This window comes from Pseudomonas sp. microsymbiont 2, assembly GCF_054788395.1.
Window position 1 is genome coordinate 3,572,865 of sequence record NZ_CM139112.1, and the last position, 25,769, is coordinate 3,598,633.

Annotated in this window: 27 protein-coding genes and 1 tRNA gene; 19 read left to right on the top strand and 9 right to left on the bottom strand. The window is 65.4% G+C overall.

Annotated features, from left to right (window positions below; all coding sequences use genetic code 11):
- The first annotated feature begins 1 nt into the window (after position 1).
- The 6 genes from ACYUME_RS15930 to csrA all read left to right on the top strand — a co-directional run bounded on the left by ACYUME_RS15930 (position 2) and on the right by csrA (position 4,441).
- Positions 2-172 carry a hypothetical protein gene (locus ACYUME_RS15930; RefSeq protein ID WP_279887025.1) on the top strand — a complete coding sequence of 57 codons (171 nt, stop codon included), beginning with the start codon at positions 2-4 and terminating at the stop codon, positions 170-172.
- Between the two features lie 34 nt (positions 173-206).
- The gene (locus ACYUME_RS15935; protein WP_460415695.1) at positions 207-1,280 is read left to right on the top strand and encodes an NAD(P)H-dependent flavin oxidoreductase; all 1,074 of its coding nucleotides are present in this window, start codon (positions 207-209) and stop codon (positions 1,278-1,280) included.
- 97 nt (positions 1,281-1,377) lie between these two features.
- Positions 1,378-2,136 (top strand): molybdate ABC transporter substrate-binding protein, encoded by a 759-nt coding sequence (gene modA / locus ACYUME_RS15940; RefSeq protein WP_460415697.1) that lies wholly within the window; start codon positions 1,378-1,380, stop codon positions 2,134-2,136.
- On the top strand, positions 2,136-2,816 hold the full coding sequence (gene modB, locus ACYUME_RS15945; protein ID WP_186661628.1) for a molybdate ABC transporter permease subunit: 681 nt from the start codon (positions 2,136-2,138) through the stop codon (positions 2,814-2,816). Before modA ends, modB begins: the two co-directional genes overlap by 1 nt.
- Before the next feature lies 1 nt (position 2,817).
- Entirely contained in the window at positions 2,818-3,909 is a 1,092-nt protein-coding gene (gene modC / locus ACYUME_RS15950) for a molybdenum ABC transporter ATP-binding protein (RefSeq protein ID WP_460415699.1), read from the top strand.
- A gap of 334 nt (positions 3,910-4,243) precedes the next feature.
- Positions 4,244-4,441 carry a carbon storage regulator CsrA gene (gene csrA / locus ACYUME_RS15955; protein WP_279807587.1) on the top strand — a complete coding sequence of 66 codons (198 nt, stop codon included), beginning with the start codon at positions 4,244-4,246 and terminating at the stop codon, positions 4,439-4,441.
- 72 nt (positions 4,442-4,513) lie between these two features.
- Here the strand turns inward: csrA and ACYUME_RS15960 are convergent, their stop codons facing one another.
- The 4 genes from ACYUME_RS15960 to ACYUME_RS15975 all read right to left on the bottom strand — a co-directional run bounded on the left by ACYUME_RS15960 (position 4,514) and on the right by ACYUME_RS15975 (position 7,860).
- Positions 4,514-4,873, bottom strand: coding sequence for a response regulator (locus ACYUME_RS15960; RefSeq protein ID WP_460415701.1), 360 nt, complete (start codon positions 4,871-4,873; stop codon positions 4,514-4,516).
- A gap of 12 nt (positions 4,874-4,885) precedes the next feature.
- Positions 4,886-6,331 (bottom strand): ATPase domain-containing protein, encoded by a 1,446-nt coding sequence (locus ACYUME_RS15965; protein WP_460415703.1) that lies wholly within the window; start codon positions 6,329-6,331, stop codon positions 4,886-4,888.
- Between the two features lie 6 nt (positions 6,332-6,337).
- On the bottom strand, positions 6,338-7,498 hold the full coding sequence (locus ACYUME_RS15970; protein WP_279887017.1) for a two-component system sensor histidine kinase NtrB: 1,161 nt from the start codon (positions 7,496-7,498) through the stop codon (positions 6,338-6,340).
- A gap of 80 nt (positions 7,499-7,578) precedes the next feature.
- Positions 7,579-7,860, bottom strand: a complete 282-nt coding sequence (locus ACYUME_RS15975; protein ID WP_279887015.1) for a hypothetical protein — start codon at positions 7,858-7,860, stop codon at positions 7,579-7,581.
- A gap of 102 nt (positions 7,861-7,962) precedes the next feature.
- Here ACYUME_RS15975 and ACYUME_RS15980 point away from each other — a divergent pair, with 102 nt between their 5' ends.
- The 3 genes from ACYUME_RS15980 to ACYUME_RS15990 all read left to right on the top strand — a co-directional run bounded on the left by ACYUME_RS15980 (position 7,963) and on the right by ACYUME_RS15990 (position 8,874).
- Complete coding sequence (locus ACYUME_RS15980; protein WP_279887014.1) at positions 7,963-8,175, top strand: hypothetical protein; 213 nt, start codon at positions 7,963-7,965, stop codon at positions 8,173-8,175.
- 93 nt (positions 8,176-8,268) lie between these two features.
- Positions 8,269-8,353 (top strand) — tRNA-Leu (locus ACYUME_RS15985).
- Positions 8,354-8,460: 107 nt separating this feature from the next.
- The gene (locus ACYUME_RS15990) at positions 8,461-8,874 is read left to right on the top strand and encodes a DoxX family protein (RefSeq protein ID WP_460415706.1); all 414 of its coding nucleotides are present in this window, start codon (positions 8,461-8,463) and stop codon (positions 8,872-8,874) included.
- A gap of 25 nt (positions 8,875-8,899) precedes the next feature.
- Here ACYUME_RS15990 and ACYUME_RS15995 read toward each other — a convergent pair whose 3' ends face one another.
- Positions 8,900-9,085 carry a hypothetical protein gene (locus ACYUME_RS15995; RefSeq protein WP_460415708.1) on the bottom strand — a complete coding sequence of 62 codons (186 nt, stop codon included), beginning with the start codon at positions 9,083-9,085 and terminating at the stop codon, positions 8,900-8,902.
- A 382-nt stretch (positions 9,086-9,467) separates the two neighbouring features.
- A complete protein-coding gene (locus ACYUME_RS16000) occupies positions 9,468-10,010 on the bottom strand; it encodes an RrF2 family transcriptional regulator (protein WP_279887010.1) in 543 nt (180 codons plus the stop codon).
- 260 nt (positions 10,011-10,270) lie between these two features.
- Between ACYUME_RS16000 and ACYUME_RS16005 the strand changes: the two genes are divergently transcribed.
- A complete protein-coding gene (locus tag ACYUME_RS16005) occupies positions 10,271-11,470 on the top strand; it encodes an NAD(P)/FAD-dependent oxidoreductase (protein WP_460415710.1) in 1,200 nt (399 codons plus the stop codon).
- Positions 11,471-11,731: 261 nt separating this feature from the next.
- Entirely contained in the window at positions 11,732-13,315 is a 1,584-nt protein-coding gene (locus ACYUME_RS16010; protein ID WP_460419375.1) for a methyl-accepting chemotaxis protein, read from the top strand.
- 41 nt (positions 13,316-13,356) lie between these two features.
- Here ACYUME_RS16010 and ACYUME_RS16015 read toward each other — a convergent pair whose 3' ends face one another.
- A complete protein-coding gene (locus ACYUME_RS16015; RefSeq protein WP_460415711.1) occupies positions 13,357-14,100 on the bottom strand; it encodes a hypothetical protein in 744 nt (247 codons plus the stop codon).
- Positions 14,101-14,257: 157 nt separating this feature from the next.
- A complete protein-coding gene (locus ACYUME_RS16020; protein WP_460415713.1) occupies positions 14,258-15,004 on the bottom strand; it encodes a sulfite exporter TauE/SafE family protein in 747 nt (248 codons plus the stop codon).
- A 257-nt stretch (positions 15,005-15,261) separates the two neighbouring features.
- Between ACYUME_RS16020 and ACYUME_RS16025 the strand changes: the two genes are divergently transcribed.
- Positions 15,262-16,035, top strand: a complete 774-nt coding sequence (locus ACYUME_RS16025; RefSeq protein WP_460415715.1) for a hypothetical protein — start codon at positions 15,262-15,264, stop codon at positions 16,033-16,035.
- A 102-nt stretch (positions 16,036-16,137) separates the two neighbouring features.
- Here the strand turns inward: ACYUME_RS16025 and ACYUME_RS16030 are convergent, their stop codons facing one another.
- Positions 16,138-16,434, bottom strand: coding sequence for a DUF3077 domain-containing protein (locus ACYUME_RS16030; RefSeq protein ID WP_460415717.1), 297 nt, complete (start codon positions 16,432-16,434; stop codon positions 16,138-16,140).
- 353 nt (positions 16,435-16,787) lie between these two features.
- On the opposite strand from ACYUME_RS16030, the gene ACYUME_RS16035 reads away from it, so the two are divergent.
- The 7 genes from ACYUME_RS16035 (at position 16,788) to xylB (ending at position 25,756) form a co-directional block, all read left to right on the top strand.
- Positions 16,788-17,693, top strand: coding sequence for an AraC family transcriptional regulator (locus tag ACYUME_RS16035; protein ID WP_279887001.1), 906 nt, complete (start codon positions 16,788-16,790; stop codon positions 17,691-17,693).
- A 275-nt stretch (positions 17,694-17,968) separates the two neighbouring features.
- Positions 17,969-19,279 (top strand): ABC transporter substrate-binding protein, encoded by a 1,311-nt coding sequence (locus ACYUME_RS16040; protein WP_460415719.1) that lies wholly within the window; start codon positions 17,969-17,971, stop codon positions 19,277-19,279.
- A 70-nt stretch (positions 19,280-19,349) separates the two neighbouring features.
- The gene (locus ACYUME_RS16045; protein ID WP_460415721.1) at positions 19,350-20,273 is read left to right on the top strand and encodes a carbohydrate ABC transporter permease; all 924 of its coding nucleotides are present in this window, start codon (positions 19,350-19,352) and stop codon (positions 20,271-20,273) included.
- Between the two features lie 10 nt (positions 20,274-20,283).
- Positions 20,284-21,117 (top strand): carbohydrate ABC transporter permease, encoded by an 834-nt coding sequence (locus ACYUME_RS16050; protein WP_011533227.1) that lies wholly within the window; start codon positions 20,284-20,286, stop codon positions 21,115-21,117.
- 178 nt (positions 21,118-21,295) lie between these two features.
- Entirely contained in the window at positions 21,296-22,408 is a 1,113-nt protein-coding gene (locus tag ACYUME_RS16055) for an ABC transporter ATP-binding protein (RefSeq protein ID WP_460415723.1), read from the top strand.
- Between the two features lie 365 nt (positions 22,409-22,773).
- Entirely contained in the window at positions 22,774-24,249 is a 1,476-nt protein-coding gene (locus tag ACYUME_RS16060) for a mannitol dehydrogenase family protein (protein ID WP_460415724.1), read from the top strand.
- Between the two features lie 16 nt (positions 24,250-24,265).
- On the top strand, positions 24,266-25,756 hold the full coding sequence (xylB, locus tag ACYUME_RS16065; RefSeq protein ID WP_460415726.1) for a xylulokinase: 1,491 nt from the start codon (positions 24,266-24,268) through the stop codon (positions 25,754-25,756).
- Positions 25,757-25,769: the final 13 nt, after the last annotated feature.

Below are 25,769 nucleotides of genomic sequence, written 5' to 3' on the forward strand. Positions count from 1 at the left end.
CATGACCCAGACCCTCAAATACGTGATCAAGTACAAACTCGATGGCCAGCGCCGCTGGGACTTCGCCCTGATGCCCGATGCCTCCCTGGAGCAGGCCCGGCAGGCCCTGCGCCAGATCCATGGCGACGACGCCGACAAGATCAGCGACATCCAGGTCAGCAAGGCCCTGTAACGACGCCCGATCCGCCGCACTCAAGGAGTCGCCCATGAGCACCTGGCAAGACCGCCGCATCCTCGATCTGCTGGGCATCGAGCTGCCCATCCTCCAGGCGCCCATGGCCGGGGCCAGCGCGTCGGCCATGGCCATCGCCGTCGGTAATGCCGGTGGCCTGGGCGCCCTGCCCTGCGCCATGCTCAGCGTCGAGCAGGCGCGCGACGAGATCGAAACATTCCGCGGCGCCTGCCGGGGCCCGCTCAACCTGAACTTCTTCTGCCACCAGACGCCGGCCCCCGACCCCGAGCGCGATGCGCGCTGGAAAGCGCTCCTCAAACCTTACTACGAGGAAGTGGGGGCCGATTACCACGCGCCGTCGCCGATCTCCAATCGCGCGCCTTTCGACGAACAGAGCTGCCGACTGGTCGAGGAGCTGCGCCCAGAGGTGGTCAGCTTCCACTTCGGCCTGCCAGCGGCCGAACTGCTGGCACGGGTCAAGGCGACAGGCGCCAAGGTGCTGTCCAGCGCCACCACGGTGGAGGAAGCGCTCTGGCTGGAACGACACGGTTGCGACGCGATCATCGCCATGGGCTATGAGGCCGGCGGCCACCGCGGCATGTTCCTCAGCAACGACATCACCAGCCAGATTGGCACCTTCGCGCTGGTGCCGCAGATCGTCGACGCCGTGAACGTCCCGGTGATCGCGGCCGGTGGCATCGCCGATCATCGTGGCCTGGTGGCCGCGCTGGCCTTGGGGGCCTCGGCGGTGCAGATCGGCACCGCCTACCTGTTCTGTCCCGAGGCCAAGGTTTCTCCGGCCCATCGCCGTGCCCTCGACAATGCGTCCGCCAGCGATACCGCACTGACCAACCTGTTCACCGGACGCCCGGCGCGCGGCATCAACAACCGCATCATGCGCGAGCTGGGGCCCATGAGCGACCTGGCGCCACGCTTCCCCCTGGCCGGGGGTGCGCTGATGCCCCTGCGGGCAATCACCGATACACAGGGCAACAGCGACTTCAGCAACCTGTGGGCCGGCCAGGCACTGCGCCTGGGACGACAAATGCCCGCCGGCGAGCTGACCCAGGCCATTGCGGGCCTGGGAGCACAAAAACTGACTCACTGATCAGGAAATAGTTTCGACAGACCTTCCCGACGGATGGCGTATCGCTATATATTCAGCGACATAACGAAAACCCCGCCGTCCCTTAGGAGCCGTTCGCATGCGTACTCGCCTCTCCCACCTGGCCTTCAGCGCCCTGGCCACCCTGATTTGCGTCAACAGCGCCCTGGCCGATGAGGTCCAGGTTGCCGTGGCCGCCAACTTCACTGCCCCGATCCAGGCCATCGCCAAGGACTTCGAGAAAGACACCGGCCACAAGCTGGTCGCCGCCTACGGCGCCACCGGCCAGTTCTACGCGCAGATCAAGAACGGCGCGCCGTTCGAAGTGTTCCTCGCCGCCGACGACACCACCCCGGCCAAGCTCGAACAGGAAAAAGAGACCGTTGCCGGCTCGCGCTTCACCTACGCCATCGGCACCCTCGCCCTGTGGTCGGCCAAGCCGGGCTACGTCGACGCCAAGGGTGAGGTCCTGAAGAACAACGACTTCAAGCACCTGTCCATCGCCAACCCCAAGGCCGCGCCCTACGGCCTGGCCGCTACCCAGGTGCTGGACAAGCTGAAGCTGACCGAAGCCACCAAGGCCAAGATCGTCGAAGGCCAGAACATCACCCAGGCCTTCCAGTTCGTCTCCACCGGCAATGCCGAGCTGGGCTTCGTCGCCTTGTCGCAGATCTACAAGGACGGCAAGGTCAGCGAAGGCTCGGCCTGGATCGTGCCCGCCGAGCTGCATGACCCGATCCGCCAGGATGCGGTCATTCTCAACAAGGGCAAGGACAACCCGGCCGCCAAGGCCCTGGTCGACTATCTCAAAGGCCCGAAGGCCGCTGCGGTGATCAAGTCCTACGGCTATGAAATCTGATGCCGCTCGACGCCAGTGACCTGGGTGCCATCTGGCTGACCATCAAGCTGGCCAGCCTGACCACCGCGATCCTCCTGGTGCTGGGCACGCCCATCGCCTGGTGGCTCGCGCGCACCCGCTCCTGGCTGCGCGGGCCGATCGGCGCGGTGGTGGCGCTGCCTCTGGTGCTGCCACCAACGGTGATCGGCTTCTACCTGCTACTGGCCCTCGGCCCCCACGGCTGGATCGGCCAGGCCACCCAGGCCCTGGGCCTGGGCAGCGTGGTGTTCAGCTTCACCGGGCTGGTGATCGGCTCGGTGGTGTACTCCATGCCGTTCGTGGTGCAGCCACTGCAGAACGCCTTCGGCGCCATCGGCCAGCGCCCGCTGGAGGTGGCCGCGACGCTGCGCGCCAGCCCCTGGGACACCTTCGTCCATGTGGTGCTGCCGCTGGCCCGCCCGGGTTTCATTACCGCCAGCATCCTCGGCTTCGCCCACACCGTGGGCGAATTCGGCGTGGTGCTGATGATCGGCGGCAACATTCCCGACAAGACCCGCGTGGTCTCGGTGCAGATCTTCGATCACGTCGAAGCCATGGAATACGCCCAGGCCCACTGGCTGGCCGGGGCCATGCTGGTGTTCTCCTTCCTGGTGCTGCTGATGCTCTACGCCGGCCGCCGTGGCAAGGCTGGCTGGAGCTGAGATGAGTGCATCGATACAAGCGCGCCTGATGCTGGCGCGCGACGACTTCACCCTGGATGTCGACCTGGACCTGCCTGGCCGCGGCATCAGCGCGCTGTTCGGCCATTCCGGCTCGGGCAAGACTTCCTGCCTGCGCTGCCTGGCCGGGCTGGAGCGCGCCGCCAGCGCCTACATCGAGGTCAACGGCGAAGTCTGGGAAGACAGCCAGCGCGGACATTTCCTCCCCCCGCACAAGCGCCCGGTGGGCTATGTGTTCCAGGAGGCCAGCCTCTTCCCGCATCTGTCCGTGCGCGGCAACCTCGAGTTCGGCTGGCGCCGTATCGCCCCTGCCGAACGCAAGATCAGCCAAGACCAGGCCTGCCAGTTGCTGGGCATCGGCCACCTGCTGGCGCGCAAGCCAGGCACGCTGTCCGGTGGCGAAGCCCAGCGGGTCGGCATCGCCCGGGCGCTGCTCAGCAGCCCGCGCCTGTTGCTGATGGACGAACCCCTGGCAGCGCTGGACAGCGCACGCAAACGAGAAATCCTGCCCTACCTGGAACGCCTGCACGATGAGCTGGATATCCCGCTCATCTATGTCAGCCATGCCCAGGACGAAGTGGCGCGCCTGGCCGACCACCTGGTGCTGCTGGAGCACGGCAAGGCCGTGGCCAGCGGGCCGATCGGCCAGACCCTGGCCCGCCTCGACCTGTCCCTGGCCCAGGGCGAGGATGCCGGGGTGGTGCTCGAAGGCGTGGTGGTCGGCCACGACCCGCACTATGAACTGTTCGACTTGCGCCTGCCCGGCAGCGAAGGCCAGTTGCTGCGCATCGCCCACCCGGCGTTGCATGTCGGCAGCACCCTGCGGCTCAAGGTCCACGCCCGTGATGTCAGCCTCGCGCTGGATGCCCATGCGCCCTCGAGCATCCTCAACCGCTTGCCGGTACGCGTGCGCGAGTGCCGCCCGGCGGACAACCCCGCCCATGTACTGGTCAGCCTGGACGCGTCCGGCAGCGGACTGCTGGCACGCATCACCCGCTACTCGGCGGACCAGCTCGGTGTGCAACCCGGCCTGCGGCTGTGGGCGCAGATCAAGTCGGTGGCCCTGCTCGGCTGAGCCGCCGAGCCAGCGCCACGGCAATCGGGGGCCGGGACTGCGGCAATTCCTGCTGGCAGCGTGGCAACCAGACGATCATTGAGCACGACTATTTACTTCATCGCACACAGAAATTTCCCATATGACGCCAAGCCCCCTATCCTTGCCACCGAGCACCTCCGCCGACGGGCATCGCCGCATGCCCATCGGCTCCTGCGACTGAAGACCGGCAACAGAATTTGTCCGCCGGGGAATTACTATCCGCCGAAAGCGTCTTTAATGAGAAGGAAGAGGGACAGGCTCCCACCACTGGGCGAATCGCCCCGTGGTTTTCTATATCACCAAGGAGAACTACATGCTGATACTCACCCGCAAGGTTGGCGAAAGCATCGTCATCGACGATGACATCAAAGTCACCATTCTGGGCGTCAAGGGGATGCAAGTGAGGATCGGCATCGATGCACCGAAGGATGTCCAGGTGCACCGTGAAGAGATCTACAAGCGCATCCAGGCCGGCAGCCCGGCCCCGGAGAAAGACAACGAACAACATTGAAGCGATCCGCATCATGCCGCACGGATGCGCCTGATCGATTGCCCGCCCGTGCGGGGTGCCCCTCCCGACGCTTCAGGTGCCCAGCAGCTCGCGCACCGTGGCGATCATCCGCTCCATCTCGAAGGGTTTGTCGAACACCGCCGCGAACCTCTCGGGGCTGGCGCGAGCTTGGCTGGCCTGGGCGGCGCTCATGAGAATCACCGGCAGGTCCGCCAGTTGCAGTTCGTCACGAATGGCCTTGAGCAGCTCCTCGCCATTGAGCAGCGGCATCATGTAGTCGGTAATCACCAGGTCCACCCGCTTCTCTTTGAGCGCCTCGAGGGCCTTGCGCCCGTTGCTGGCCTTTTCCACCAGGAACCCCGCATCCTCCAGGGCGAAACCGAGGATATCGGCGATCAGGTACTCGTCATCGACGATCAGGATGCTGTTCATCGCGTTATCCCATCAGCGATCTCCCGCCGAGGTCGCTGAGCCACTGAGCACGCCACTGGCCCCCTCGAACACCCGCTCCAGGCTGATACCGTCAGCCCCCAGGATCAGCGACTGCAAGGATGGGTCGTGATCGCTGTCGCGGACCTTGACGATCGACAACGCACGGTGCAGCTGCGCCTCCAGTTCGGCGAAACGCATCAGGATCAGATTGTCCACGATGCTCGACAGATCCGGCGCGGGCGCGGTGATTTCCGCGCCGAAGATGTCACGCATCTCCCACGTCAGCAGGACCGTGACACCGCGTGCGCGCAACTCGCCGGTCAAGGCGCGGAAAAAGGCGTTCAGCCGGGCCGGGTCCAACGCCAGGCGACCGAAGGCGCCCAGGCTGTCGATCACCACACGCGTGGCGCCCATCGCCTCGACCTGCGCCAGCAAGCGAGCGCCGACCTGGTCCAGCAGGCCTTCGGTGGTCGGCTGCCAGCTCAGTTGCACCGCGCCGCTGCGCTCCAGTTCCGCCAGGTCGTAACCCAGCGCCGCGGCCTTCAACCGCAAGCGCGCCGGCGTTTCATAGAAACCGCAATGCAGGCCGCGTTCGGTCGCGCTCGAAGCGGCCAGGAAAGCGATGCCCAGTGCGGTCTTGCCCACCCCGGAGGGCCCCATCAACAGGCTCACCGATGCCTCGGCCAGGCCACCACCGAGCATCCTGTCCAGATCGGCCACCCCGGTCGTCACGCGATCGAGCGTTTGCGAGCCAGGCCCGCTGGGGCGACTGTAAAGCGACTCCAGCCGTGGAAACACCTGCAACCCGGTCTCGTTGATCAGGCACTCGTGGCAGCCGGAAAGCGCGCCGCTGCCGCGCGTCTTGCGCAGTTGGACATGGCGCACGGCGACACTGCCGACCATGTGCTCGCTCAGTTCGATGACACCATCGACCATGGTGTGTTCGGGGCTGCCCTCTTCCAGGCGCGCACTGGTCAGCAGCAGCACGGTGCAGCCGGCGAAAGCGGCATGCCCTTGCAGCTCGGAGACGAACTTCTTGGTGTCAAGGGTGGTTTCCGCCCGCGAGCGGGCATTGAGCAAGCCGTCGACGATGAGCAGGGTGGCCTGCTGCCGGGCGATCTCCTGGCGCAACAGCCTCACCACCGCGTCCAGCCCATCCTGTTCCAGGGTGTCGAAGGCGCTGACGAACTGGATCGCATCGCCCATCAGCGCCGGGTCGAAGAACGTCAGCGTCGACAGGTACTGAAACAACCGCTCATGGGACTCGCTGAGCAATGTGGCCACCAGCACTCGTCCACCATCGCGCACATGATTGCAGGCCAGTTGGTTGGCCAGGATGGTCTTGCCCGATCCGGGATGGCCCTGGACGATATAGGACGCGCCAACGACCAGTCCGCCCTTGAGCAGCGCGTCGAGCCCTTCGATACCCGTGGGCAGCCGCTTGAGTTGTTCTACCATCGCCTTCTACCCATCGCTCGAAAGTTGATCAGGGCCAAGACTCACGGGCAAGTACAGGCTCATGCAGGTGCCCTCCCCAGGCTGGCTGTCGACATGGATCGCGCCCCTGCTCTGCCTGGCGAAGCCGTAGGCCTGGCTCAGGCCCAGGCCAGTGCCCTTGCCGAATGCCTTGGTGGTGAAAAACGGCTCGAAGATGCGTGGCAACACCTGTGGGTCGATGCCCTGACCATCGTCCCGCACTTCGAAGCGCACGAAGTGCCCATGCAGTCCTTCCACCTCCCCGGCCAGCTGAACACAGTCGACCAGCAGGCGAATATGGCCGGTATTCTCGATCGCGTCCCGGGCGTTGAACATCAGATTGAGCAGGACCATCTGCAGTTGCCCGGCGTCCACTTCGATCATCGGCAGGTTGGCCTGCACCTGCTGATCCAGTTCGATGTCGCGCGGCAAGGCGTGCTCCATCAGGGCACGCGTGGACTCGACCACCTGGGCCGGAGCGATACAGGCAACGCTCAGCTGCCGATGGCGGGCGAAGCTGAGCAGCTGCTGGGTGAGCTGCGTGCCCCGCTGACCCGCATCGAGGATATGCTCGAGCAGGCGCTGGGTGCGTGCCGGGTCCGCGCTGCCAATCGCCAGGCGCGCCGAACTGAGGATGATGGTCAGCAGATTGTTGAAGTCATGGGCCAGGCCACCGGTCAGTTGCCCCAGAGCCTCGAGCTTCTGCGCCTGGAACAGTTGCGCGCGCATGGCATCCATCTGCAGCGCGGACTCGCGGCGATCGGTGATATCACGGGTGACCTTGGCCAGACCGATGATCTGCCCCTGCTCGTCACGGATCACATCCAACGCCGCCAACGCCCAGAACTGCGTGCCATCCTTGCGCACCCGCCACCCCTCGTCCTGAGCGACACCCCGCGTGAGTGCCTGCTGCAGCAGGCGTTCGGGGCGACCTTCGGCGCGGTCGTGGTCGGTGAAGAACAGCGAGAAATGCCGACCGATCACTTCATCGGCGCGATAGCCCTTGATTCGTTCGGCGCCGGCGTTCCACGACACCACATGTCCCGCAGGGTCGAGCATGTAGATGGCATAGTCCACCACCGCCTGGACCAACTGTTCATAGCGGGCCTCGGGCATCAGCGAGTGGGCCGGTCGGGTCACTGAAGCCATGCGCACTCCACAGGCACCGAGAAAGGACACAACTGAGCGTAGCCAAAGTACCACCCGCGCGCGGCGTCATGCGACGATCGTCAGCGGTGGCGCTCCACGACCGACGGCGTGAGCCGCCGCGGCATCGCCACCTTCAGCAGCCACAGCCCTACCAGCAGGACCAGCACGCCGCCCCCCAGCGCCAGGTATCGCCGCGGATGCTGCGGGTCGAGCCCCAGCATCAGCAGGTAGCCGCCCAGGCTCATGAAACCGACATAGAGAAATGCCGCCAGCAGGCAGACCTGCAAGAACAGCAGCCGCCAGAACAGCTTGGGGCGCACGGTTCGCTCTGTAGGGGTGGAACCTGGAGAACGCGAAGACATGGTGACGTGCCGAGTTGGATCCAAAACACGCACAGTGGCGCAATGGCGGCAACCTGTCAATTGACCTATAGTGGCGCGCCTCGATCACTCCAAGGACGCGACATGACATCGAACTTCCGCATGCAAGGGCTGCAGGACGACCTGATGCGCACCGCCACGGAACTCGATGCGTTGTGCCAGACACTGGAGGGACACGCCATGTACCTGCGCCACTCGATCCACCACGCCGACGCTCGAGCCATGGATGGGCATACCGGAGAGTTGCGCCACAGCGCCAGCGAAATGCGCGGTATCGCCCGCGGCATCGCGCCCTGAACCCTTCGCCCGGTTGACGCTTCTATAACAATGGGTTATAAAGCGCGCCTGATCGCCTACCCCTTCTGTCCATGAAGCGCGGTAGCCGAACGTGCGAGTGTGGTGGAATTGGTATACACAGCAGACTTAAAATCTGTCGGCGTGAGCCTTGCGGGTTCGAGTCCCGCCACTCGCACCACTCCCTGTCAATGAGAAGGCGCCCGCGAGGCGCCTTTTTCATGCCCTCCGGCAATCCTCCAGGCAACTGCTAGAGTGGACGTTGTCCATTTCCACCGGAGCGTAGCCATGCGCTATACCCTGCTCGAAGGTCAACGCGACATCATCCTCCTGCTCGCCCGTATCCTGCTGATGATCCTGTTCGTGCTGTCTGGCTGGAGCAAACTGACCGGCTTCGAAGGCACGGTCGGCTACATGACGTCACTGGGCGCCCCGGTACCGATGCTTGCCGCAGCGGTCGCGGTGTTCATGGAGTTCGTGGTCGCCATCTTGCTGATCCTGGGCTTCTACACCCGCCCACTGGCCCTGCTGTTCGCCTTGTTCGTGCTCGGGACCGCCCTGCTGGGCCACCCGTTCTGGACCATGGTCGAGCCGGAGCGCAGCGCCAACATGACCCAGTTCCTGAAGAACCTGAGCATCATCGGCGGGCTGCTCCTGCTGGCCCTGACAGGTGCCGGGCGCTTCTCCCTCGATCGCCGCTGACCTCGCAAGGCACGGCGGCCACGGGTCAGTCGTCGAGGTCGTCGTGCCAGGCTGGATGATCGTCATCGTCGCAATCATCCATCGATGCTTCATCTTCCTCGACATCGTCCAGCGCGCCGTAGGCGTCCGCTTCCGGGTCGAAACCCTCATGGAATTCAGGGTCCAGCAGGTGGTCGTGTTCAGGTTCGGGCAGATCGTCTTCGTCGTGCATGGCAGCCTCCGGTCGCTACGAGCCCGCCTGTATAGGCCGATCGGTGCGCAGGGTCAATCTCCAGGATGGTTAACCTTGGCTTAACCGACACGGCGCACGCTACGCACTCTCCCTTCAAAAACGCACTTGCCCGCCACCCTGGCGGGCTTTTTTTGCGTGCCTGATGGCGCCGGGCCGCGACATTCGCCCTATGCCATGGCAGGCCCCAGACCAATGAAAAATTCAGTTACGGATATTCACGTCCTCTAAAGGCGCGCTTCACGAAATTCTGACATTCGCGCAGGCAGACTGAACAGGCTTCGATACGTTCTGTTCAACCCGCCCACGTGGCGGGTTTTCTTTTTCCGCCTGACTGGCGCTCGGGCGACAGGCCCGACAACGATCAGATCGCACGCAGCGGAACATCCCCGCCCCCACCCTTGCCATCGCGGCGCTCGTTCATCCAGTCATTGACCTTCTGCCCGAACTCCGCCGGCGCCTTGCGCCCGAACCGTCGTGCCAGATCGAGAATGGTCTGCTGCGCCAGCGCCTCCTCCATGCGCTTCTGCGCGCCCAGCATCACCGCATGGATGGCACAGGTGCCCTCGGTCGCCCAGCCCGGCGCCGAGCCCTCGAATACCACGCAACGTTCGCGAATCTCCCGGCAGTCGAAGATCTTCTTCGGCCCGTCGATAGCCGTGACGATATCCAGCACCGAGATCTCGTCGGAAGGCCGTGCCAGGCGAAAACCACCGCGCACCCCTTCGGTGGCCACCACCAGCCCGGCACGCGCCAGCTTGGTGAAGACCTTGGCCAGGTACTCCTGGGGCACGCCCTGCAACTCGGCCAGGTCGCGCACGCTGGACTCCCGGCTGTCACCACGCTCATCGACCAGGAACAACAGGCAGTGGATGCCGTACTCGACGCCGGCACTGTAAAGCGACATGTCAATCTCCGACTAGTTTTGTCGCAAATAGTACGCCCTTCATGAACGACAGGCAAAGCCCATCGGCACCGTTCGTCATCTCCCCCTCACCCTTAAACCTCAGGAATCACGGCGTTTCACGGCACAAGGAAGCGCTGCCCGGGGCGCCCCCCAGAAAAAAAACACTTGCCGACTTAAACTACGATCAATACAGTCGTAGTTATCCGACAGGCACTCAGTACCTCGTCGAAGACCCATCCCCTACCTCACGGAGCATCTGCATGACCTCTCACATCCTCATCATCGGTGCCGGCTTCTCTGGTGTCTGGAGCGCCCTGAGCGCCGCCCGTCTGCTCGACCAGGCGCAGCGTGACGACGTGCGCATCAGCGTGCTGGCCCCGCAGGCGCAACTGCGCATCCGCCCGCGCTTCTATGAAGCGGACGTGCAGCGCATGCAGGCCTCGGTGGGCGACTTGTTCAAGGCCACGGGCGTGAACTTCATCCAGGGCAACGCCAAGACCATCGACAGCGCGACCCGTCAGGTCGGCTACGCCGATGCCGACGGCCAGCCTCGGCTGATCGGCTACGACCGCCTGGTTCTCGCCGCCGGCAGCCAGGTGGCACGCCCTGCGGTGCCGGGCCTGGCCGAGCACACCTTCGATGTCGACCAGATGGAGTCAGCGGTGCGCCTGGAGCAGCACCTGGTCGGTCTCGCCGCCCTGCCCGCTTCACCTGCGCGAAATACCGTGGTGGTTTGCGGCGGCGGGTTCACCGGCATCGAGACCGCCACCGAGCTGCCTGCTCGCCTGAACGCCATCCTCGGCCAAGGGCAGGCCCGTGTGATCCTGGTCGACCGTGGCCAGCACATCGGCGCCGCACTGGGCGCCGGCATCACCCCGTCGATCATCGCCGCCTCGGAGAAAGCGGGTGTGCAGTGGCTCACTGGCACCTCGGTCGTCGCGGTCGACGCAGGCGGCGTAACCCTCGACAACGGCGAATACATCGCCAGCAAGACGGTGATCTGGACCGTGGGCGTGAAGGCCAGTCCACTGACCGCGCAGGTGGACGGCGAACGTGACGGTCTGGGCCGCCTGCGGGTCGACGACCATCTCAAGGTGATCGGCCAGGACCATATTTACGCCACGGGCGACGTGGCCTGGGCCGCCGTCGACGAACTGGGCAACCACGCCCTGATGACCTGCCAGCACGCCATTCCCATGGGGCGCCACTCGGGCAACAACGCCATGGCCGACCTGCTGGGCATCGCGCCGGTGGTGTACCGCCAGCCCAAGTACGTCACCTGCCTCGACCTGGGTGAATGGGGCGCGGCGTACAGCGAAGGCTGGGAGCGTGAACTGAAACTGCAGGGCCAGGAGGGCAAGGCGCTCAAGCAACAGATCAACTCGGTGTGGATCTACCCACCGGCCGCCGACCGCGCCCAGGCCCTGGCAGCCGCCGACCCGGCCATCGCCATCGTCTGAGTACCTGAACGACAGGCCCGACACTCAAGTGAAGGGCCTTTTCAGCCTGAGCACGACCTTTGACGGATTGTCAATAATGATATCATTATGGCATCATTCGAGATAAACAACATGAATCGTAAGGAAATAACCTCCCTCCCGGCGCCTTGAGAGCAAGACCAGCCGAGCCCGGCCAAACCGTGCTCTTGACGCCTTCCAGCCACTGTCAAGGAGCGTCCCATGCAGTTACGGAACATGAAGATCGGCATTCGCGCAGCGGGCATGTTCGCCTTGCTCGGCGTACTGGTCCTGGCCATGGGCCTGATCGCCCTCTACGAAACCCGCAGGATGGACAGCGCCACCAACGAAATTCGAGTCAACTGGATGCCTGCGGTGATCGCCCTTGGCGAGGTCAGCAGCAACCTCGGCCGGGCACGCGCCCTCACCCTGCGCAGCGCGCTCGAGGACAGCAGCGGCGCACGCCACGCCACCCTGGAGCGGATCGAGCAGGTCAACCAACAGCTGCAAGGCGACCTCAAAGCCTACGAAGGCACCATTGCCGCCGCCGAGGATCGCGCCCTGTTCGACGCGTTCGTCAGGCTGAGCGACCGCTACCACACCCTGCAAAAGTCCATCCGCGAGGCCGCCGGCAATGAACGGCTGGACGAAGCCAAGCGCTTGATCAATGGCCCGCTGGCCGAATATGCCGACAGCATGATGAGCGCCCTCGCCGCACTGATCGACTACAACAAGCACGAAGCCGAGAAAGCCTCGCTGCGCAGCAGTGCCGCGTCGCAGAGTGCGCTGACCCTGATCATCGGCGCCCTGGCCGTGATCCTGCTTGCCCTGGCGGCCATCGCCACCCTGCTGACCCGCAGCATCGTCGTACCGTTGGCCGAAGCCGTGGCAGTCGCCGAGCGAGTGGCCAGTGGCGACCTCACCCACGACATCGTGATCGTCGGGCGCGACGAGCCGGCCCAGCTGCTGCGGGCCTTGAGCCGCATGCAACAGAGCCTGCGCGACACCATCCGCAAGATCGCCGCCTCGTCCGACCAACTGGCCTCGGCTTCGGAAGAGCTGCATACCGTCACCGAGGACACCAGCCGCGGCCTGCACCAGCAGAGCGCCGAGATCGACCAGGCCGCCACCGCCGTCAACCAGATGACCGTCGCGGTGGAAGAAGTCGCCAACAACGCCGTGAGCACCGCCGACGCCTCCAGGGGCGCCGACCAGACGACCCGCGACGGCCGCGACCAGGTCAACCAGGCCTTGACCTCGATCCAGTATCTGGTCGAGGACGTCACCGGCACCGCCCACGAAATCGAACAGCTGGCCAGCAGCGCCAACGAGATCAGCCGGGTACTCGATGTGATCGGCTCGATCGCCGGGCAGACCAATCTGCTGGCATTGAACGCCGCCATCGAGGCGGCCCGCGCCGGCGAAGCCGGGCGTGGCTTTGCCGTGGTCGCCGACGAGGTCCGAGCGCTGGCCCACCGGACCCAGCAATCCACGGCGGAAATCGAACAGATGATTGGCGGGATCCAGACCGGCACCGAGCGTGCGGTCAATGCGATGCACAGCAGCCAGGGCCGGGCCGGCGGCACGCTGGAAGTGGCGCAGTCCGCCGGCCAGGCCCTGGAACTGATCGCCGAAGCCATCGCCTCGATCAACCAGCGCAACCTGGTGATCGCCAGCGCCTCGGAACAGCAGGCCCAGGTGGCCCGGGAGGTGGACCGCAACCTGGTGAACATCCGCGACCTGGCGACACAGACCTCGGCCGGCGCCAACCAGACCAGCGCGGCGGCGCAGGACCTTTCTCGCCTGGCGGTGGAGTTGAACACGATGGTGGCGCAGTTCAAGGTGTAACGCGCCGACAGCGCAAGGGCGGCCCCGTCACACTACCGGGGTCAGGAGCGGGCCATGCCCACCATGCCCTTGCGCCGCCGTGCCAGGCAGGCATGGCCCAGCCACAGCATGCCCGCCAGCAACGCGGCGAACAACGCGACGACCATCTGGCTGTAACGCGCCAGCAGTGCCGGGAACCCCGTCACCTCGCGGTACACCTGGATGTCGGCACCGCCATCCTCGGAGCGAATGCTGATTCCGCCCTGGCGAATCTGCGAATAGTCGTTGTCGAAATACACCCAGACCTTGCTCTCGCTCATCCCGTCGATGCCGGGGATGTCGACGAGATTGGTGGGCGCCTGGATCAGCGTGTCATTGCCGGCCGCGTCGCGCACCTGCACCAGCCCCCTCGCCGGCAAGCGGATCTGCACCGCCTTGACCGGTTCCGACGCCGGGTTAGCGAGCTCGATCAACAGGCCGGTGCGATGATCCACCAATCCGGCCTCGAACGGCCTGGCGAACAGTTGCAGGTACGGCGCCTGGGCCAGCTCCACCAGTTTGTCGATCTGCGCATGATCGAGCGCGCCAGCGCCGATGTCGCTGATACGGGCATGCAAACGCTCGTATTTGAGCAGGTCGTTGCTCTGGCTGACCCGCTCGTTGAATTGGCCGGGGTAAGTGAGGTGGGCGTAGGTCAGGCGCGCCTGCAGACGCCGGTCATCGCCCAGCACGGCATGGAGCATGGCCGCGACGGCAGCGATGAGCAGCAGGCCCACGAGCAATTTACCGACTTTTTCCCAGCTCACCTTGAGGGTTCCTTGTTGTGCGGTGTTGACGATGCGACATGGCTGGCAAAGGGTGCCAAGAAGCCGACGTCAAGGCAAGGTGCGAAACACCCGCGACAGCAATCGAGCGGCGCGGACTCGCCCTGGATGCTGGGGCGCAGCTTGCTCAGCGGCAGGATCAGCCGCGTGCCAGCAGTCCCGGCACCGCCACCGTCAGCATCGCCACGCCCGAGAGCGTCAACAGGCTCAGCACGATGCGACGAAAAGCCAGCTCGCTGATCCCCAGGTACAATCGCGTCCCCAGCACAGTCGGCAGCAGCATCGCCAGTGCCACCACGGCAAACGAAGGCAGCAGCGCCCGGGTGACCAGACCACTGCCCAGGTAGGTGAGCATGGTCACCGCCAGCATCGACAGGTTGAAGTTCTGGATCACCGCCCGCTGCGTGTCGCGCTCGAAACCGCGCAAGGTACACCAAAGCGTAGGCACCGTACCGGTGAAGCCGCCGATGCCACCCAGCACGCCGCCGACCATGCCCACCGCGCCGTCCGCCAGGCGCCCACCCTGCAGGCGCGGCAAACGCGGCGCCAGCAGCATCAGCGGGCACCACACCACCAGCAAGGTGCCGAACACCGCCTTGAACCACAACATGTCGAGGTACGGCAGGACCCAGACACCCAGTGGAATCCCCGCCAGGCCGCCCAGCACGAAGGGCCACAGCAAGGTCCAACTGAAGCCCCTGCGCACGCTGAATACAGCGATCAACTGACCAGTGAGGCTGCCGAACACCGTCAGCACCGCCGCCACGCGAGGCTCCAGCCCCCACGCCCAGAACGACATCGCCACCATGCCGAAGGCAAAGCCGGACAAGCCCTGGACGAAACCGGCGACAACAGCGCCGAGGGCGATGAGATAGAGCGGGTCCATAGGGGCTCCCTGCAAAGGACGGTGGATGATTGCACGGCATGCTCGCAACAATGGCCGATCGTGCGCGGATTTGCATCTGCCGCCTGCAACTTGTCCGGTTCGGACCATGACCCCGGTAGCAGCGCACGCCCCCGCGGGCTTGACCAGCCGTATCGGCGCCCCCATGCTCGGACGCTCGAGGCCGGCCGTGACCGACGGCGCCCTCCATCCAATGCCAACGGCAGGCCCCCGCCCTTGCAATAGCGGATACCCACGCAATGACGCTCCTCTACCTCAAGCTCATCGTCACCCCGCTGCTGATGTGGGCCATCTCCCTCGCTTCGCGCCGCTGGGGCGGCCTGCTGGGTGGACTGCTGTCCGGGCTACCAATCACCTCGGCACTGGTGATGACCTTCCTGAGCCTGGAACAGGGCCCCGGCTTCGCCCTCGGCGCGGTACCCGGCGCGCTCGGCGGCCTGGCGGCGGTGCAGGCGACCTACACCTTCTACCTGTTCGCCACGCGCAGGATCGGCATCGGCCCGGCGGTACCGCTGGCGGTGCTGTTCTACGGTGCGGCGGCCTATGCCTTCACCCATTGGGGCGGGCTGTACCTGTCGATCGCCGTGGCACTGCTGCTGATCGCTGTGCTGATCCACGCCAGCGGCCGCGAACCCAGGCCCGACACGCTCGCCCGCCCCCGGCATCGCTATTGGGAGATCCCGCTGCGCATGGTTTCGGCCACCACCTTGCTGATGGTCACGACCAGCCTGGCCAGCTGGTTGGGGCCAGCCACCAGCGGGATGCTGGCGCCGATCCCGGTGATCGCCTGGCCGCTGGTGGTGTTTGCCCATGTGCAGGGTGGCCGCGCCGGGATGGCGGCGATGGTGCGCGGCAATGCCATTGGCGCGGTAGGGGTGATTGCGTTCTACCTGACGATGGCGGGTCTGCTCGAGCGTCTGGGGATTGCCGTGGCCATCGGCCTGGCGATGGCGGTGGCCGTGCTGCTGACCGTTGCCCTGGCCGCTGCCCTGCGTCGCGCACCGGCAAACTGATCAGCGCACCCTTGTGAAGCCGCCCCTCGATGAAAACAGCAGCGCTACACGCAACAGCCGCTTTCGATCGTTCGAAAGCGGCTGTTGTCGTTCAAACGATGCTCAACCGTCACCCTGCTCTTTGCCGGCCGGCAGCTGCCCATCGATCATGGCCTTGGCCATACCGCTGAGGTAGTACGTCGCCCGTAGCAGCGTCTGCGCCTCCACCGGCCTGCTCAACGCCTGCTGCGTCAGCCCGGTGATGACACCGAGGATCACCGATGTTTCCTGCAACACCTGTCCTGGTGGCAAGCCTGGTACCACCTGCACCCAGTCGCGTATCGGGCTGCGCCTGGTACGCCCGACCAGGCTGATGATCTTCAACTCCCCACAGCCCTTGCCTTGCTCGTCCCTGTCCATGATCCGCCCCCTTGAAAAAGAAAGAGCTCGCCGCGCATCACCTCCAGAACCCCCGAACCAAACCGCGCGATCCCTGCACGGCGCTCTGCCCAGAAGCTCGGTCGACCCCGGATGGCGAAACACGACGAGCAGGGCGAGACTAAAGCGCCCACTACACCACCACAACGGTCGATCAGGAGGAAAAAGCCCCTTTAGGAAATGGACTACACGAACAGAGGAAGAAAAGGAGTAGGACCTACGAAATCGATCTGCACTAACGACGGCAAACAGGCTAATGTCTGTCAGTCGTAGAAAAAGGCGCTGCTCGGCAGCCCATCGCGGCCAACCCCGCTTTCACACGTACAGCCATCGTCATGCCCAGAACGAGCAAAGTCACCGATCCGTCCTACGAACTGATGGACGACCACGAAGGCCACTCGCTGATCTACCGTCAGCACGGCTTCCCCAGCCCGCTGGTGCGCTGGCACTTTCACAAGGAATACGAGCTGCACCTGATCGTCGCCAGCGCCGGCAAGGTGTTCATCGGCGACTACATCGGCAACTTCGCCCCCGACACGCTGTTTCTCACCGGCCCCAACCTGCCGCACAACTGGATCAGCCAGGTCGGCCCCGACGAAGTGGTAGGCAAGCGCGACATGCTGGTCAACTTCACCGACGAGGTGCTTGAAGACGGCAGCCAGGTGTTCTCCGAGCTCACCCAGCTTGCCCCGCTGCTGGCCCGGGCGCGCTACGGCATCGAGTTCCGCGACCCGGCGCTGATCCGCGAGAGCCGCCACCTGCTGCAACGCATCGCGGACAGTCGCGGCATGACCCGCCTGGGATACTTTTTTATCCTCATGGAGCAGCTGGCCGCCTGTGACGACTACCAGCTGCTGTCCACCGTCACCTCCTCGCAGCTGGCCGACGAGCACAACGTCGAGCGCATCAACCGGGCGGTGGACTACATCTTCCAGCACTACGCCCAGGACCTGAGCCAGAACGAAGTGGCCGAGCACCTGGGGATGACCCCCACCTACTTCTCGCGCTTCTTCAAGCAGGCCGCCGGGCGCGGCTTCGTCGAGTTCGTCAACCGGCTGCGGGTGAGCAAGTCGTGCGAGCTGCTGGCCAAGGGCGAGCTGCCGGTGACCGAGGTGTGCTTCGAGTCGGGGTTCAGCAACCTGTCGAACTTCAACCGGCGCTTTTTGCAGCTCAAGGGCATGACCCCCTCCGACTACCGCAGCCTGGTGACCCAGCGGCTGACCGAGCAGAACCGCGCCTGAACATCATACGCAATCTCCTGTAGGAGCGGCCTTGTGTCGCGAAAGGGCCGCGCAGCGGCCCCGGCGATTTATGCGTTAACGCCGAAACCCTGGGGCCGCTGCGTGGCCCTTTCGCGACACAAGGCCGCTCCTACAGGGGAATGTAAATCCCGCAAGTCACTGCAAAAAAGTATCAGTCAAGGTGCAGGCGAGGCTTTGTCGGCGTCGTCGCACAACGGTGTAATCGGCAGCGAGCGACACAAAAACAATAACGTCTTCCCCGAGGGAGTTCACCGATGAACGACTCGATCAAGGCCTGCCTGGCCGCCGCCTGCCTCAGCCTGCCGCTGCACGTCCAGGCCGCCGAGACCCTGACCATCGCCACGGTCAACAACAACGACATGATCCGCATGCAGCGCCTGGCCAAGGTGTTCGAACAGCAGCACCCGGACATCCGGCTCAAATGGGTGGTGCTCGAAGAGAACGTGCTGCGCCAGCGCCTGACCACCGACATCGCCACCCAGGGCGGCCAGTTCGACGTGCTGACCATCGGCATGTACGAAGCCGCGCTGTGGGGCGCCAAGGGCTGGCTGGCACCGATGACCGACCTGCCGGCCGACTATAACCTCGACGACGTGTTCCCCTCGGTGCGCAACGGCCTGTCGGCCAATGGCACGCTGTACGCCCTGCCCTTCTACGCCGAAGCCTCGATCACCTACTACCGCAAGGACCTGTTCGAAAAAGCCGGGCTGAGCATGCCCGAGCAACCCACCTGGACCCAGCTTGGCGAGTTCGCCGCCAAGCTCAACCACCCCGACCAGGGCCAGTACGGCATCTGCCTGCGCGGCAAGGCCGGCTGGGGCGAGAACATGGCGCTGATCGGCACGGTGGCCAACGCCTTCGGCGCGCGCTGGTTCGATGAACAATGGAAACCCGAGTTCAGCGGCAGCGAGTGGAAGAACGCGCTGAATTTCTATGTGAACACCCTCAAGCAATACGGCCCGCCCGGCGCCTCCAGCAACGGCTTCAACGAAAACCTCGCGCTGTTCAACAGCGGCAAGTGCGCGATGTGGGTCGATGCCAGCGTCGCCGGCTCGTTCGTCACCGACAAGAGCCAGAGCAAGGTCGCCGACCAAGTCGGCTTCACCTTTGCGCCCAAGGAAGTCACCGATAAAGGCGCTACCTGGCTGTATTCCTGGGCCCTGGCGATCCCCACCAGCTCCAAGGCCAAGGACGCCGCCAGGACCTTCAGCACCTGGGCCACCTCCGAGGCCTACGGCAAGCTGGTGGCCGAGCAGGAAGGCGTGGCCAACGTGCCACCGGGCACCCGCGCCTCGACCTACAGCGATGCGTACCTGGCCGCCGCGCCGTTCGCCCAGGTGACCCTGGAATCGCTCAAACGTGTCGACCCCAACCACCCTACTCTCAAGCCCGTGCCCTACGTCGGCATCCAACTGGTGACCATCCCCGAGTTCCAGGCCATCGGTACCCAGGTCGGCAAGCTGTTTTCCGCCGCACTCACCGGGCAGATGAAAGTGGACCAGGTGCTAGCCTCGGCCCAGCAGTCCACCGAACGCGAGATGAAGCGCGCCGGCTACCCCAAGTAGCTCGCACCGCCGTAGACCGCGCCATCCTGCGGCGCGGTGACCGCCCCTTTCCGATGCACACGGAGTCGCCATGAACACATCGGCCCTCGACACCCCGAGCCTCACCACCGCGCGCCCCGGCAAACGCCGCGTCGGCCCCGGCTGGTTCCTGGTCAGCCCTTCGGTGGCGCTGCTGCTGTTGTGGATGATCGTGCCCCTGGGCATGACCCTGTATTTCTCGCTGATCCGCTACAACCTGCTGTACCCCGGCGAAAACCAGTTCGTGGGCCTTGAGAACTTCGCCTTCTTCGTCACCGACGCCGGCTTCATGCCCGGCGCCCTCAACACCCTGACCCTGGTCGGCAGCGTGCTGGCGATCAGCGTGGTGCTCGGCGTGCTGATCGCCGCGCTGCTGGAGGCCGGCGAGTTCTGGGGCCGCGGCGTGGTGCGGGTACTGCTGATCTCGCCATTCTTCATCATGCCCACGGTCAGCGCGCTGCTGTGGAAGAACCTGATCTTCCACCCGGTGTCGGGCATTCTCGCCGCCGTGTGGCGCCTGTTCGGCGCACAACCCGTGGACTGGCTGGCGCACTACCCGCTGCTGTCGATCATCCTGATCGTGTCATGGCAGTGGCTGCCGTTCGCCATCCTGATCCTGATGACCGCCATGCAGTCGCTGGACCAGGAGCAGAAGGAAGCCGCCCGCCTGGATGGCGCAGGCCCCTTGGCGATCTTCTGGCACCTGACCCTGCCGCACCTGGCCCGCCCCATCGCCGTGGTGGTGATGATCGAGACGATCTTTCTGCTCTCGGTGTTCGCCGAGATCTTCACCACCACCAGCGGCGGCCCGGGATACGAGTCCACCAACCTCGCCTACCTGATCTACAACCAGGCGCTGCTGCAGTTCGACGTCGGCATGGCCTCGGCCGGTGGCCTGATCGCCGTGCTGATCGCCAATATCGCTGCCATCGTGCTGGTTCGCATGATCGGCAAGAACCTCACCGCGCGCAGCTGAGGAGCCCGCCATGCTGACACTCAAGCAAACCCGCACCCTGAAGAACGCGCTGCTCGGCCTGCTGTGCTGGGCCATCGCCCTGGTGATCTTCTTCCCGATTTTCTGGATGCTGCTGACCAGCTTCAAGACCGAGCTGGACGCCTTCGCCACGCCGCCGCAGTTCATCTTCGCGCCGACGCTGGAGAACTACCTGCACATCAACGAGCGCAGCGACTATTTCGCCTACGCCTGGAACTCGGTGCTGATCTCGTTCTCGGCGACCCTGCTGTGCATGCTGATCGCGGTGCCTGCGGCGTATTCGATGGCCTTCTTCGAAACCCGCCACACCAAGCGCACGCTGCTGTGGATGCTGTCGACCAAGATGCTGCCGCCGGTGGGCGTCTTGATGCCGATCTACCTGCTGGCCAAGCAGTTCGGCCTGCTGGATTCGCGCCTGGCGCTGATCATCGTCTACACCCTGATCAACCTGCCGATCGTGGTGTGGATGGTGTACACCTACTTCAAGGACATCCCCGTGGACATCCTCGAAGCCGCGCGGCTGGACGGCGCCGGCACCTGGCAGGAGATCGTCCGCGTGCTGCTGCCGATCGCCCGTGGCGGGCTGGCCTCGACCCTGCTGCTGTCGTTGATTTTGTGCTGGAACGAGGCGTTCTGGTCGCTGAACCTGACCTCGTCCGCTGCCGCGCCGCTGACCGCGCTGGTGGCGTCCTATTCGAGCCCTGAAGGGCTGTTCTGGGCCAAGCTCTCGGCCGTCTCGACCCTGGCCTGCGCGCCGATCCTGATCTTTGGCTGGATCAGCCAGAAGCAACTGGTGCGTGGGCTTTCGTTTGGGGCTGTGAAATGACCCCGAGGCCCCTGATTTCGCGTTTGGCGTGGGAGCGGGCTTGCCCCGCGATCACCGGCTACGCCGGTGCCATCCACCGCGCCGCCTGCATCGCGGGGCAAGCCCGCTCCCACGCCACCCGGTCCCACGCCAGCCCCTTTCCACGCCCCCTTTCCACGCCTTGACGAGGACACCCCCCATGGCTGACCTGAAAATCCGCAACCTGCACAAAGGCTTCGATGGCCACGCCATCATCAAGGGCATCGACCTGGATGTGCGCGACCGCGAGTTCGTGGTGTTCGTCGGCCCCTCCGGCTGCGGCAAGTCCACCCTGCTGCGCCTGATCGCCGGCCTCGAGGAAGTCAGCAGCGGCAGCATCACCCTCGACGGCGCCGACATCACCGACACCGCCCCGGCCAAGCGCGACCTGGCCATGGTGTTCCAGACCTACGCGCTGTACCCGCACATGACCGTGCGCAAGAACCTGTCGTTCGCCCTGGACCTGGCCGGCGTCGGCAAGCAGGAAGTCAGCGCCAAGGTCGACAACGCCGCGCGCATCCTCGAGCTGCAACCGCTGCTCGAACGCAAGCCCCGCCAGCTCTCCGGCGGCCAGCGCCAGCGGGTGGCGATCGGCCGGGCGATCGTGCGCAACCCGAAGATCTTCCTGTTCGACGAGCCGCTGTCCAACCTCGACGCCGCCCTGCGCGTGCAGATGCGCCTGGAACTGGCGCGCCTGCACCAGGAGCTGGCCGCGACCATGATCTACGTGACCCATGACCAAGTTGAGGCGATGACCTTGGCCGACAAGGTGGTGGTACTCAATGGCGGGCGCATCGAGCAGGTCGGCTCGCCGCTGGAGCTGTATCACCATCCGGCCAACCTGTTTGTCGCGGGGTTTCTGGGGATGCCGAAGATGGGCTTCTTGCGTGGGCACCTGAGCCGTAATCAGGGCAACCAGTGCGAGGTGGCGCTTGAGTGCGGCGCGCGCATCGCCCTGCCGTTGTGCGCGGGGGAATTGCATACCGGTAGCCAGGTGACGCTGGGGATTCGTCCCGAGCACCTGAACATTGATCGCGCCGGGCAAGGTACCCAAGGCTCGCTGCAGGTGACTGCCGATGTCAGCGAGCGACTGGGCAGCGATAGCTACTGCCATGTGCGTGCGGCCTCCGGGGAAATGCTGACCGTGCGGGTGCGCGGGGACTTTGCGCCGGGGTTTGGCGAGGGGTTGGAGTTGGGCTTTGATCCAGGCCATTGCCATTTGTTTGATAGCAATGGGCAGGCGATCGACAAGCGATTGCAGAAGGTGGCCTGAGGTGTTCGTCGAGCGGGTTGTGGCGCCTATGAGATCGAGCGCCGCCCGCGCGGCGCATCGCGACGCAAGGCCGCTCCTACATCTGTTTCGGGCCAGTCAATCCTGTGCCATTGCCTGGTCCGCCTTGTTGGTACGACGCGGTTTCAGCGTGGGCACCACTGCCGCTGCACCTGTCTCAAGACATGTGCCAAGGCGGGCAACCATGGCCTGACAGGTTCGGTACGTTGCAACAAATGTAGGAGCGGCCTTGCGTCGCGATGCGCCGCGCGGGCGGCGCTCGATCTCGAGAACGCCACAAGGCTCCCGCCAAGCACCTCGCCGCCATCACGCGATCCAACATGACCCCGATAAGGAATGCCCCCAGCATGAAACTCAACCACCCCAACCTCAACCACCTCCCCCCCACCGTAGCCCGCCCCAGCTACGACCCAACCCAATTGCGCCAGGGCATCGTCCACATCGGCGTCGGCGGCTTCCACCGCGCCCACCAGGCCGCCTACACCGACGCCTTGATGAACTGCGGCGAAGGCCTCGACTGGGCCATCTGCGGCGTCGGCCTACGCAGCGAAGACCGCGCCATGCGCGACGCCCTGGCCGGCCAGGACCATCTCTACACCCTGTTCGAACTGGGCGACCAGCCCGACACCAAGGTACGCGTGATCGCCGCCATCAACGGCATGCTGCTGGCCGAGGACGGCGCCGAACCGCTGCTGGCCAAGCTGACCGAACCCGGCATCCGTATCGTCTCGCTGACCATCACCGAAGGCGGCTACTGCATCGACGACAGCACCGGCGAGTTCCGCGCCGACCTGCCACAAATCCAGCACGACCTGGCCAACCCGCAATCCCCGCAAAGCGTGTTCGGCTACCTCTGCGAAGCCCTGCGCCGCCGCCGCGCCGCCGGCACCGGCCCGTTCACCGTGATGTCCTGCGATAACCTCCCGCACAATGGCGACGTCGCCCGCAAGGCCCTGTTGGCCTTCGCCCAGCGCCTCGACCCCGACCTGGCCGACTGGATCGCCAGCCAGGTCAGCTTCCCCAACGCCATGGTCGACCGCATCACCCCGATGACCAGCCCCGCCCACCGCCAGCAACTGCGCGAGCGCCACGGCGTCGACGATGCCTGGCCGGTGGTGTGCGAACCGTTTTTGCAATGGGTGGTGGAAGACACCTTCGTCGCCGGGCGCCCGGCCTGGGAAAAGGTCGGCGTGCAGTTCACCCGCGACGTCACCCCCTATGAAGAGATGAAGATCAAACTGCTCAACGGCAGCCACCTGGCCCTCACCTACCTGGGCTTTCTGCAAGGCTACCGTTTCGTCCACGAAACCCTCGCCGACCCGCTGCTGCGCCGCTACATGCACACCTTCATGGACCAGGACGTAACCCCACAACTGGCCCCGGTGCCCGGCATCGATCTTGAGCGCTACAAGCAAAGCCTCAGCGAACGCTTCGCCAACCGCGCCATCGCCGACCAGCTGGAGCGCGTGTGCTCCGACGGCTCGTCGAAGTTCCCCAAGTTCATCGTGCCCACCGCCAACCGCCTGATCGCCGACGGCAAGCCGCTGGAGCGCGTGGCCCTGGTGGTGGCCGCCTGGGCCCTGTACCTGCGCGGCGAAGACGAACACGGCAACCGCTACAGCATCCCCGACCCCCGCGCCGCCGATTGCCAGGCCCGAGTGGTACAGCGCGACGGCCTGGCCGCCCGTGTGCTGGGCGACGAGGCGATCTTCGGCAGCGCGATCCCCGCGTCCAAGGCTTTCGTCAGCGCCTTCGAGCGCCTGTACGACAGCTTGCGCGAAATTGGCGTAAGTGAAACCCTGCGCCAGGTCCTCGGCGACTGACACGGAGTGTTTCGAAATGGATGGATTATTCCTCGGCATCGACTGCGGCACCCAGGGCACCAAGGCCCTGGTGCTGGACGCTCGCAGCGGCCAGGTGCTCGGCCTGGGCAGCGTTGCCCACGCGCCGCCCCAAGGCCGTGACGGCCGGCGCGAGCAGGATCCCGCCGACTGGTTGGACGCCCTGCGTGCGGCGGTGTCCGCTGCCTTGCGAGAAGCCGGTGTGGATGGCCACGCGATCCGCGCATTGGCCGTGTCCGGCCAGCAGCACGGCCTGGTGATGCTCGACGCCCAGGGCCAGGTGCTGCGCCCGGTCAAGCTCTGGTGCGACACCGAGAGCGCGCCCGAGAACCAGGCACTGCTCGATGCCCTCGGCGGCGCCCAAGGCTCGCTTGAACGCCTCGGGCTGGTGATCGCGCCGGGCTATACCGTATCCAAGTTACTGTGGACCAAGCGCCATCATCCCGAGCTGTTCGCCCGCCTCGCCCATATCCTGCTGCCCCACGACTACCTGAACTACTGGCTGACCGGTCGCGCCTGCACGGAGCCCGGCGACGCCTCCGGCACCGGCTACTACGACGTGCGCCGACGCACCTGGGCACCCGATGTCCTTCAGCACATCGAGCCGGGCGAGCGTCTTTTGGCTGCGCTACCTGAGTTGATCGAATCTGGCGATTGCATCGGCACCCTTCGCGAACAGGCCGCCACTGCCCTCGGCCTGAGCCCACGGACCTGGGTGGCCACGGGCGGCGGCGACAACATGCTCGGTGCCATCGGCACCGGCAATATCACCCCCGGCATAATCACCCTGAGCCTCGGCACCTCCGGCACCCTGGCTGCCTACGCCGACCAACCACACGTCAGCGCCCAGGGCGAAGTGGCGACCTTCTGCGCTTCCAGCGGCGGCTGGCTGCCGTTGATCTGCACCATGAACCTCACCAGCGCCTGCGCCCTGGTGCGCGAACTGCTGGAGCTCGACCTCGACCGTTTCACTGCCCTCGCTGCCCAAGCCCCGATCGGCGCCGATGGCCTGCTGATGCTGCCCTTCTTCGACGGCGAGCGCGTGCCCGCGCTGCCCGAAGCCACGGCCAGCTTGCACGGCATGACCAGCGCCAACCTGACCCGCGCCAACCTCTGCCGCGCCGTGCTTGAAGGCACCTGCTTCAGCCTGCGCTACGGCCTCGACCTGCTGCGCGCCAGCGGCCTGCCAGGCAGCGAAATCCGCCTGGTCGGCGGCGCGGCGAAAAGCCCGCTGTGGCGCCAGACACTGGCCGACCTCCTCGGCCTGCCAATGGTATGCCCCCAACAGACCGAAGCCGCCGCCCTGGGCGCCGCGATCCAGGCCGCCTGGAGCCTCGGCCGCCAGCTGGACCAAGGCGATAGCCTCGAAACCCTGTGCAAACGCTGCGTCGCCCTCGACGAAAGCACCCGAACCCTGCCCCGTCCGGCGCAACAGGCCGAGTACGAGGTCGTCTATCAACGCTACCGGGAGCAACTGCCTGCGCGCTGAGTGCGGGTATCCT

Excerpts from the sequence above, each read along its gene's own strand:
- ACYUME_RS16030 (WP_460415717.1), bottom strand. The coding sequence starts at position 16,434 with ATGGACAGGGACGAGCAAGGCAAGGGCTGTGGGGAGTTGAAGATCATC.
- ACYUME_RS15960 (WP_460415701.1), bottom strand. The coding sequence starts at position 4,873 with ATGAACAGCATCCTGATCGTCGATGACGAGTACCTGATCGCCGATATC.
- csrA (WP_279807587.1), top strand. The coding sequence starts at position 4,244 with ATGCTGATACTCACCCGCAAGGTTGGCGAAAGCATCGTCATCGACGAT.
- ACYUME_RS16050 (WP_011533227.1), top strand. The coding sequence starts at position 20,284 with ATGCTGACACTCAAGCAAACCCGCACCCTGAAGAACGCGCTGCTCGGC.
- ACYUME_RS16035 (WP_279887001.1), top strand. The coding sequence starts at position 16,788 with ATGCCCAGAACGAGCAAAGTCACCGATCCGTCCTACGAACTGATGGAC.
- ACYUME_RS16000 (WP_279887010.1), bottom strand. The coding sequence starts at position 10,010 with ATGTCGCTTTACAGTGCCGGCGTCGAGTACGGCATCCACTGCCTGTTG.
- modC (WP_460415699.1), top strand. The coding sequence starts at position 2,818 with ATGAGTGCATCGATACAAGCGCGCCTGATGCTGGCGCGCGACGACTTC.
- ACYUME_RS16055 (WP_460415723.1), top strand. The coding sequence starts at position 21,296 with ATGGCTGACCTGAAAATCCGCAACCTGCACAAAGGCTTCGATGGCCAC.
- ACYUME_RS15975 (WP_279887015.1), bottom strand. The coding sequence starts at position 7,860 with ATGTCTTCGCGTTCTCCAGGTTCCACCCCTACAGAGCGAACCGTGCGC.
- ACYUME_RS16045 (WP_460415721.1), top strand. The coding sequence starts at position 19,350 with ATGAACACATCGGCCCTCGACACCCCGAGCCTCACCACCGCGCGCCCC.
- ACYUME_RS16025 (WP_460415715.1), top strand. The coding sequence starts at position 15,262 with ATGACGCTCCTCTACCTCAAGCTCATCGTCACCCCGCTGCTGATGTGG.
- ACYUME_RS16060 (WP_460415724.1), top strand. The coding sequence starts at position 22,774 with ATGAAACTCAACCACCCCAACCTCAACCACCTCCCCCCCACCGTAGCC.
- ACYUME_RS16040 (WP_460415719.1), top strand. The coding sequence starts at position 17,969 with ATGAACGACTCGATCAAGGCCTGCCTGGCCGCCGCCTGCCTCAGCCTG.
- ACYUME_RS16010 (WP_460419375.1), top strand. The coding sequence starts at position 11,732 with ATGTTCGCCTTGCTCGGCGTACTGGTCCTGGCCATGGGCCTGATCGCC.
- ACYUME_RS16005 (WP_460415710.1), top strand. The coding sequence starts at position 10,271 with ATGACCTCTCACATCCTCATCATCGGTGCCGGCTTCTCTGGTGTCTGG.
- ACYUME_RS15965 (WP_460415703.1), bottom strand. The coding sequence starts at position 6,331 with ATGGTAGAACAACTCAAGCGGCTGCCCACGGGTATCGAAGGGCTCGAC.
- ACYUME_RS15935 (WP_460415695.1), top strand. The coding sequence starts at position 207 with ATGAGCACCTGGCAAGACCGCCGCATCCTCGATCTGCTGGGCATCGAG.
- modB (WP_186661628.1), top strand. The coding sequence starts at position 2,136 with ATGCCGCTCGACGCCAGTGACCTGGGTGCCATCTGGCTGACCATCAAG.
- ACYUME_RS16020 (WP_460415713.1), bottom strand. The coding sequence starts at position 15,004 with ATGGACCCGCTCTATCTCATCGCCCTCGGCGCTGTTGTCGCCGGTTTC.
- ACYUME_RS15980 (WP_279887014.1), top strand. The coding sequence starts at position 7,963 with ATGACATCGAACTTCCGCATGCAAGGGCTGCAGGACGACCTGATGCGC.
- ACYUME_RS15990 (WP_460415706.1), top strand. The coding sequence starts at position 8,461 with ATGCGCTATACCCTGCTCGAAGGTCAACGCGACATCATCCTCCTGCTC.
- ACYUME_RS15930 (WP_279887025.1), top strand. The coding sequence starts at position 2 with ATGACCCAGACCCTCAAATACGTGATCAAGTACAAACTCGATGGCCAG.
- xylB (WP_460415726.1), top strand. The coding sequence starts at position 24,266 with ATGGATGGATTATTCCTCGGCATCGACTGCGGCACCCAGGGCACCAAG.
- modA (WP_460415697.1), top strand. The coding sequence starts at position 1,378 with ATGCGTACTCGCCTCTCCCACCTGGCCTTCAGCGCCCTGGCCACCCTG.
- ACYUME_RS15995 (WP_460415708.1), bottom strand. The coding sequence starts at position 9,085 with ATGCACGACGAAGACGATCTGCCCGAACCTGAACACGACCACCTGCTG.
- ACYUME_RS15970 (WP_279887017.1), bottom strand. The coding sequence starts at position 7,498 with ATGGCTTCAGTGACCCGACCGGCCCACTCGCTGATGCCCGAGGCCCGC.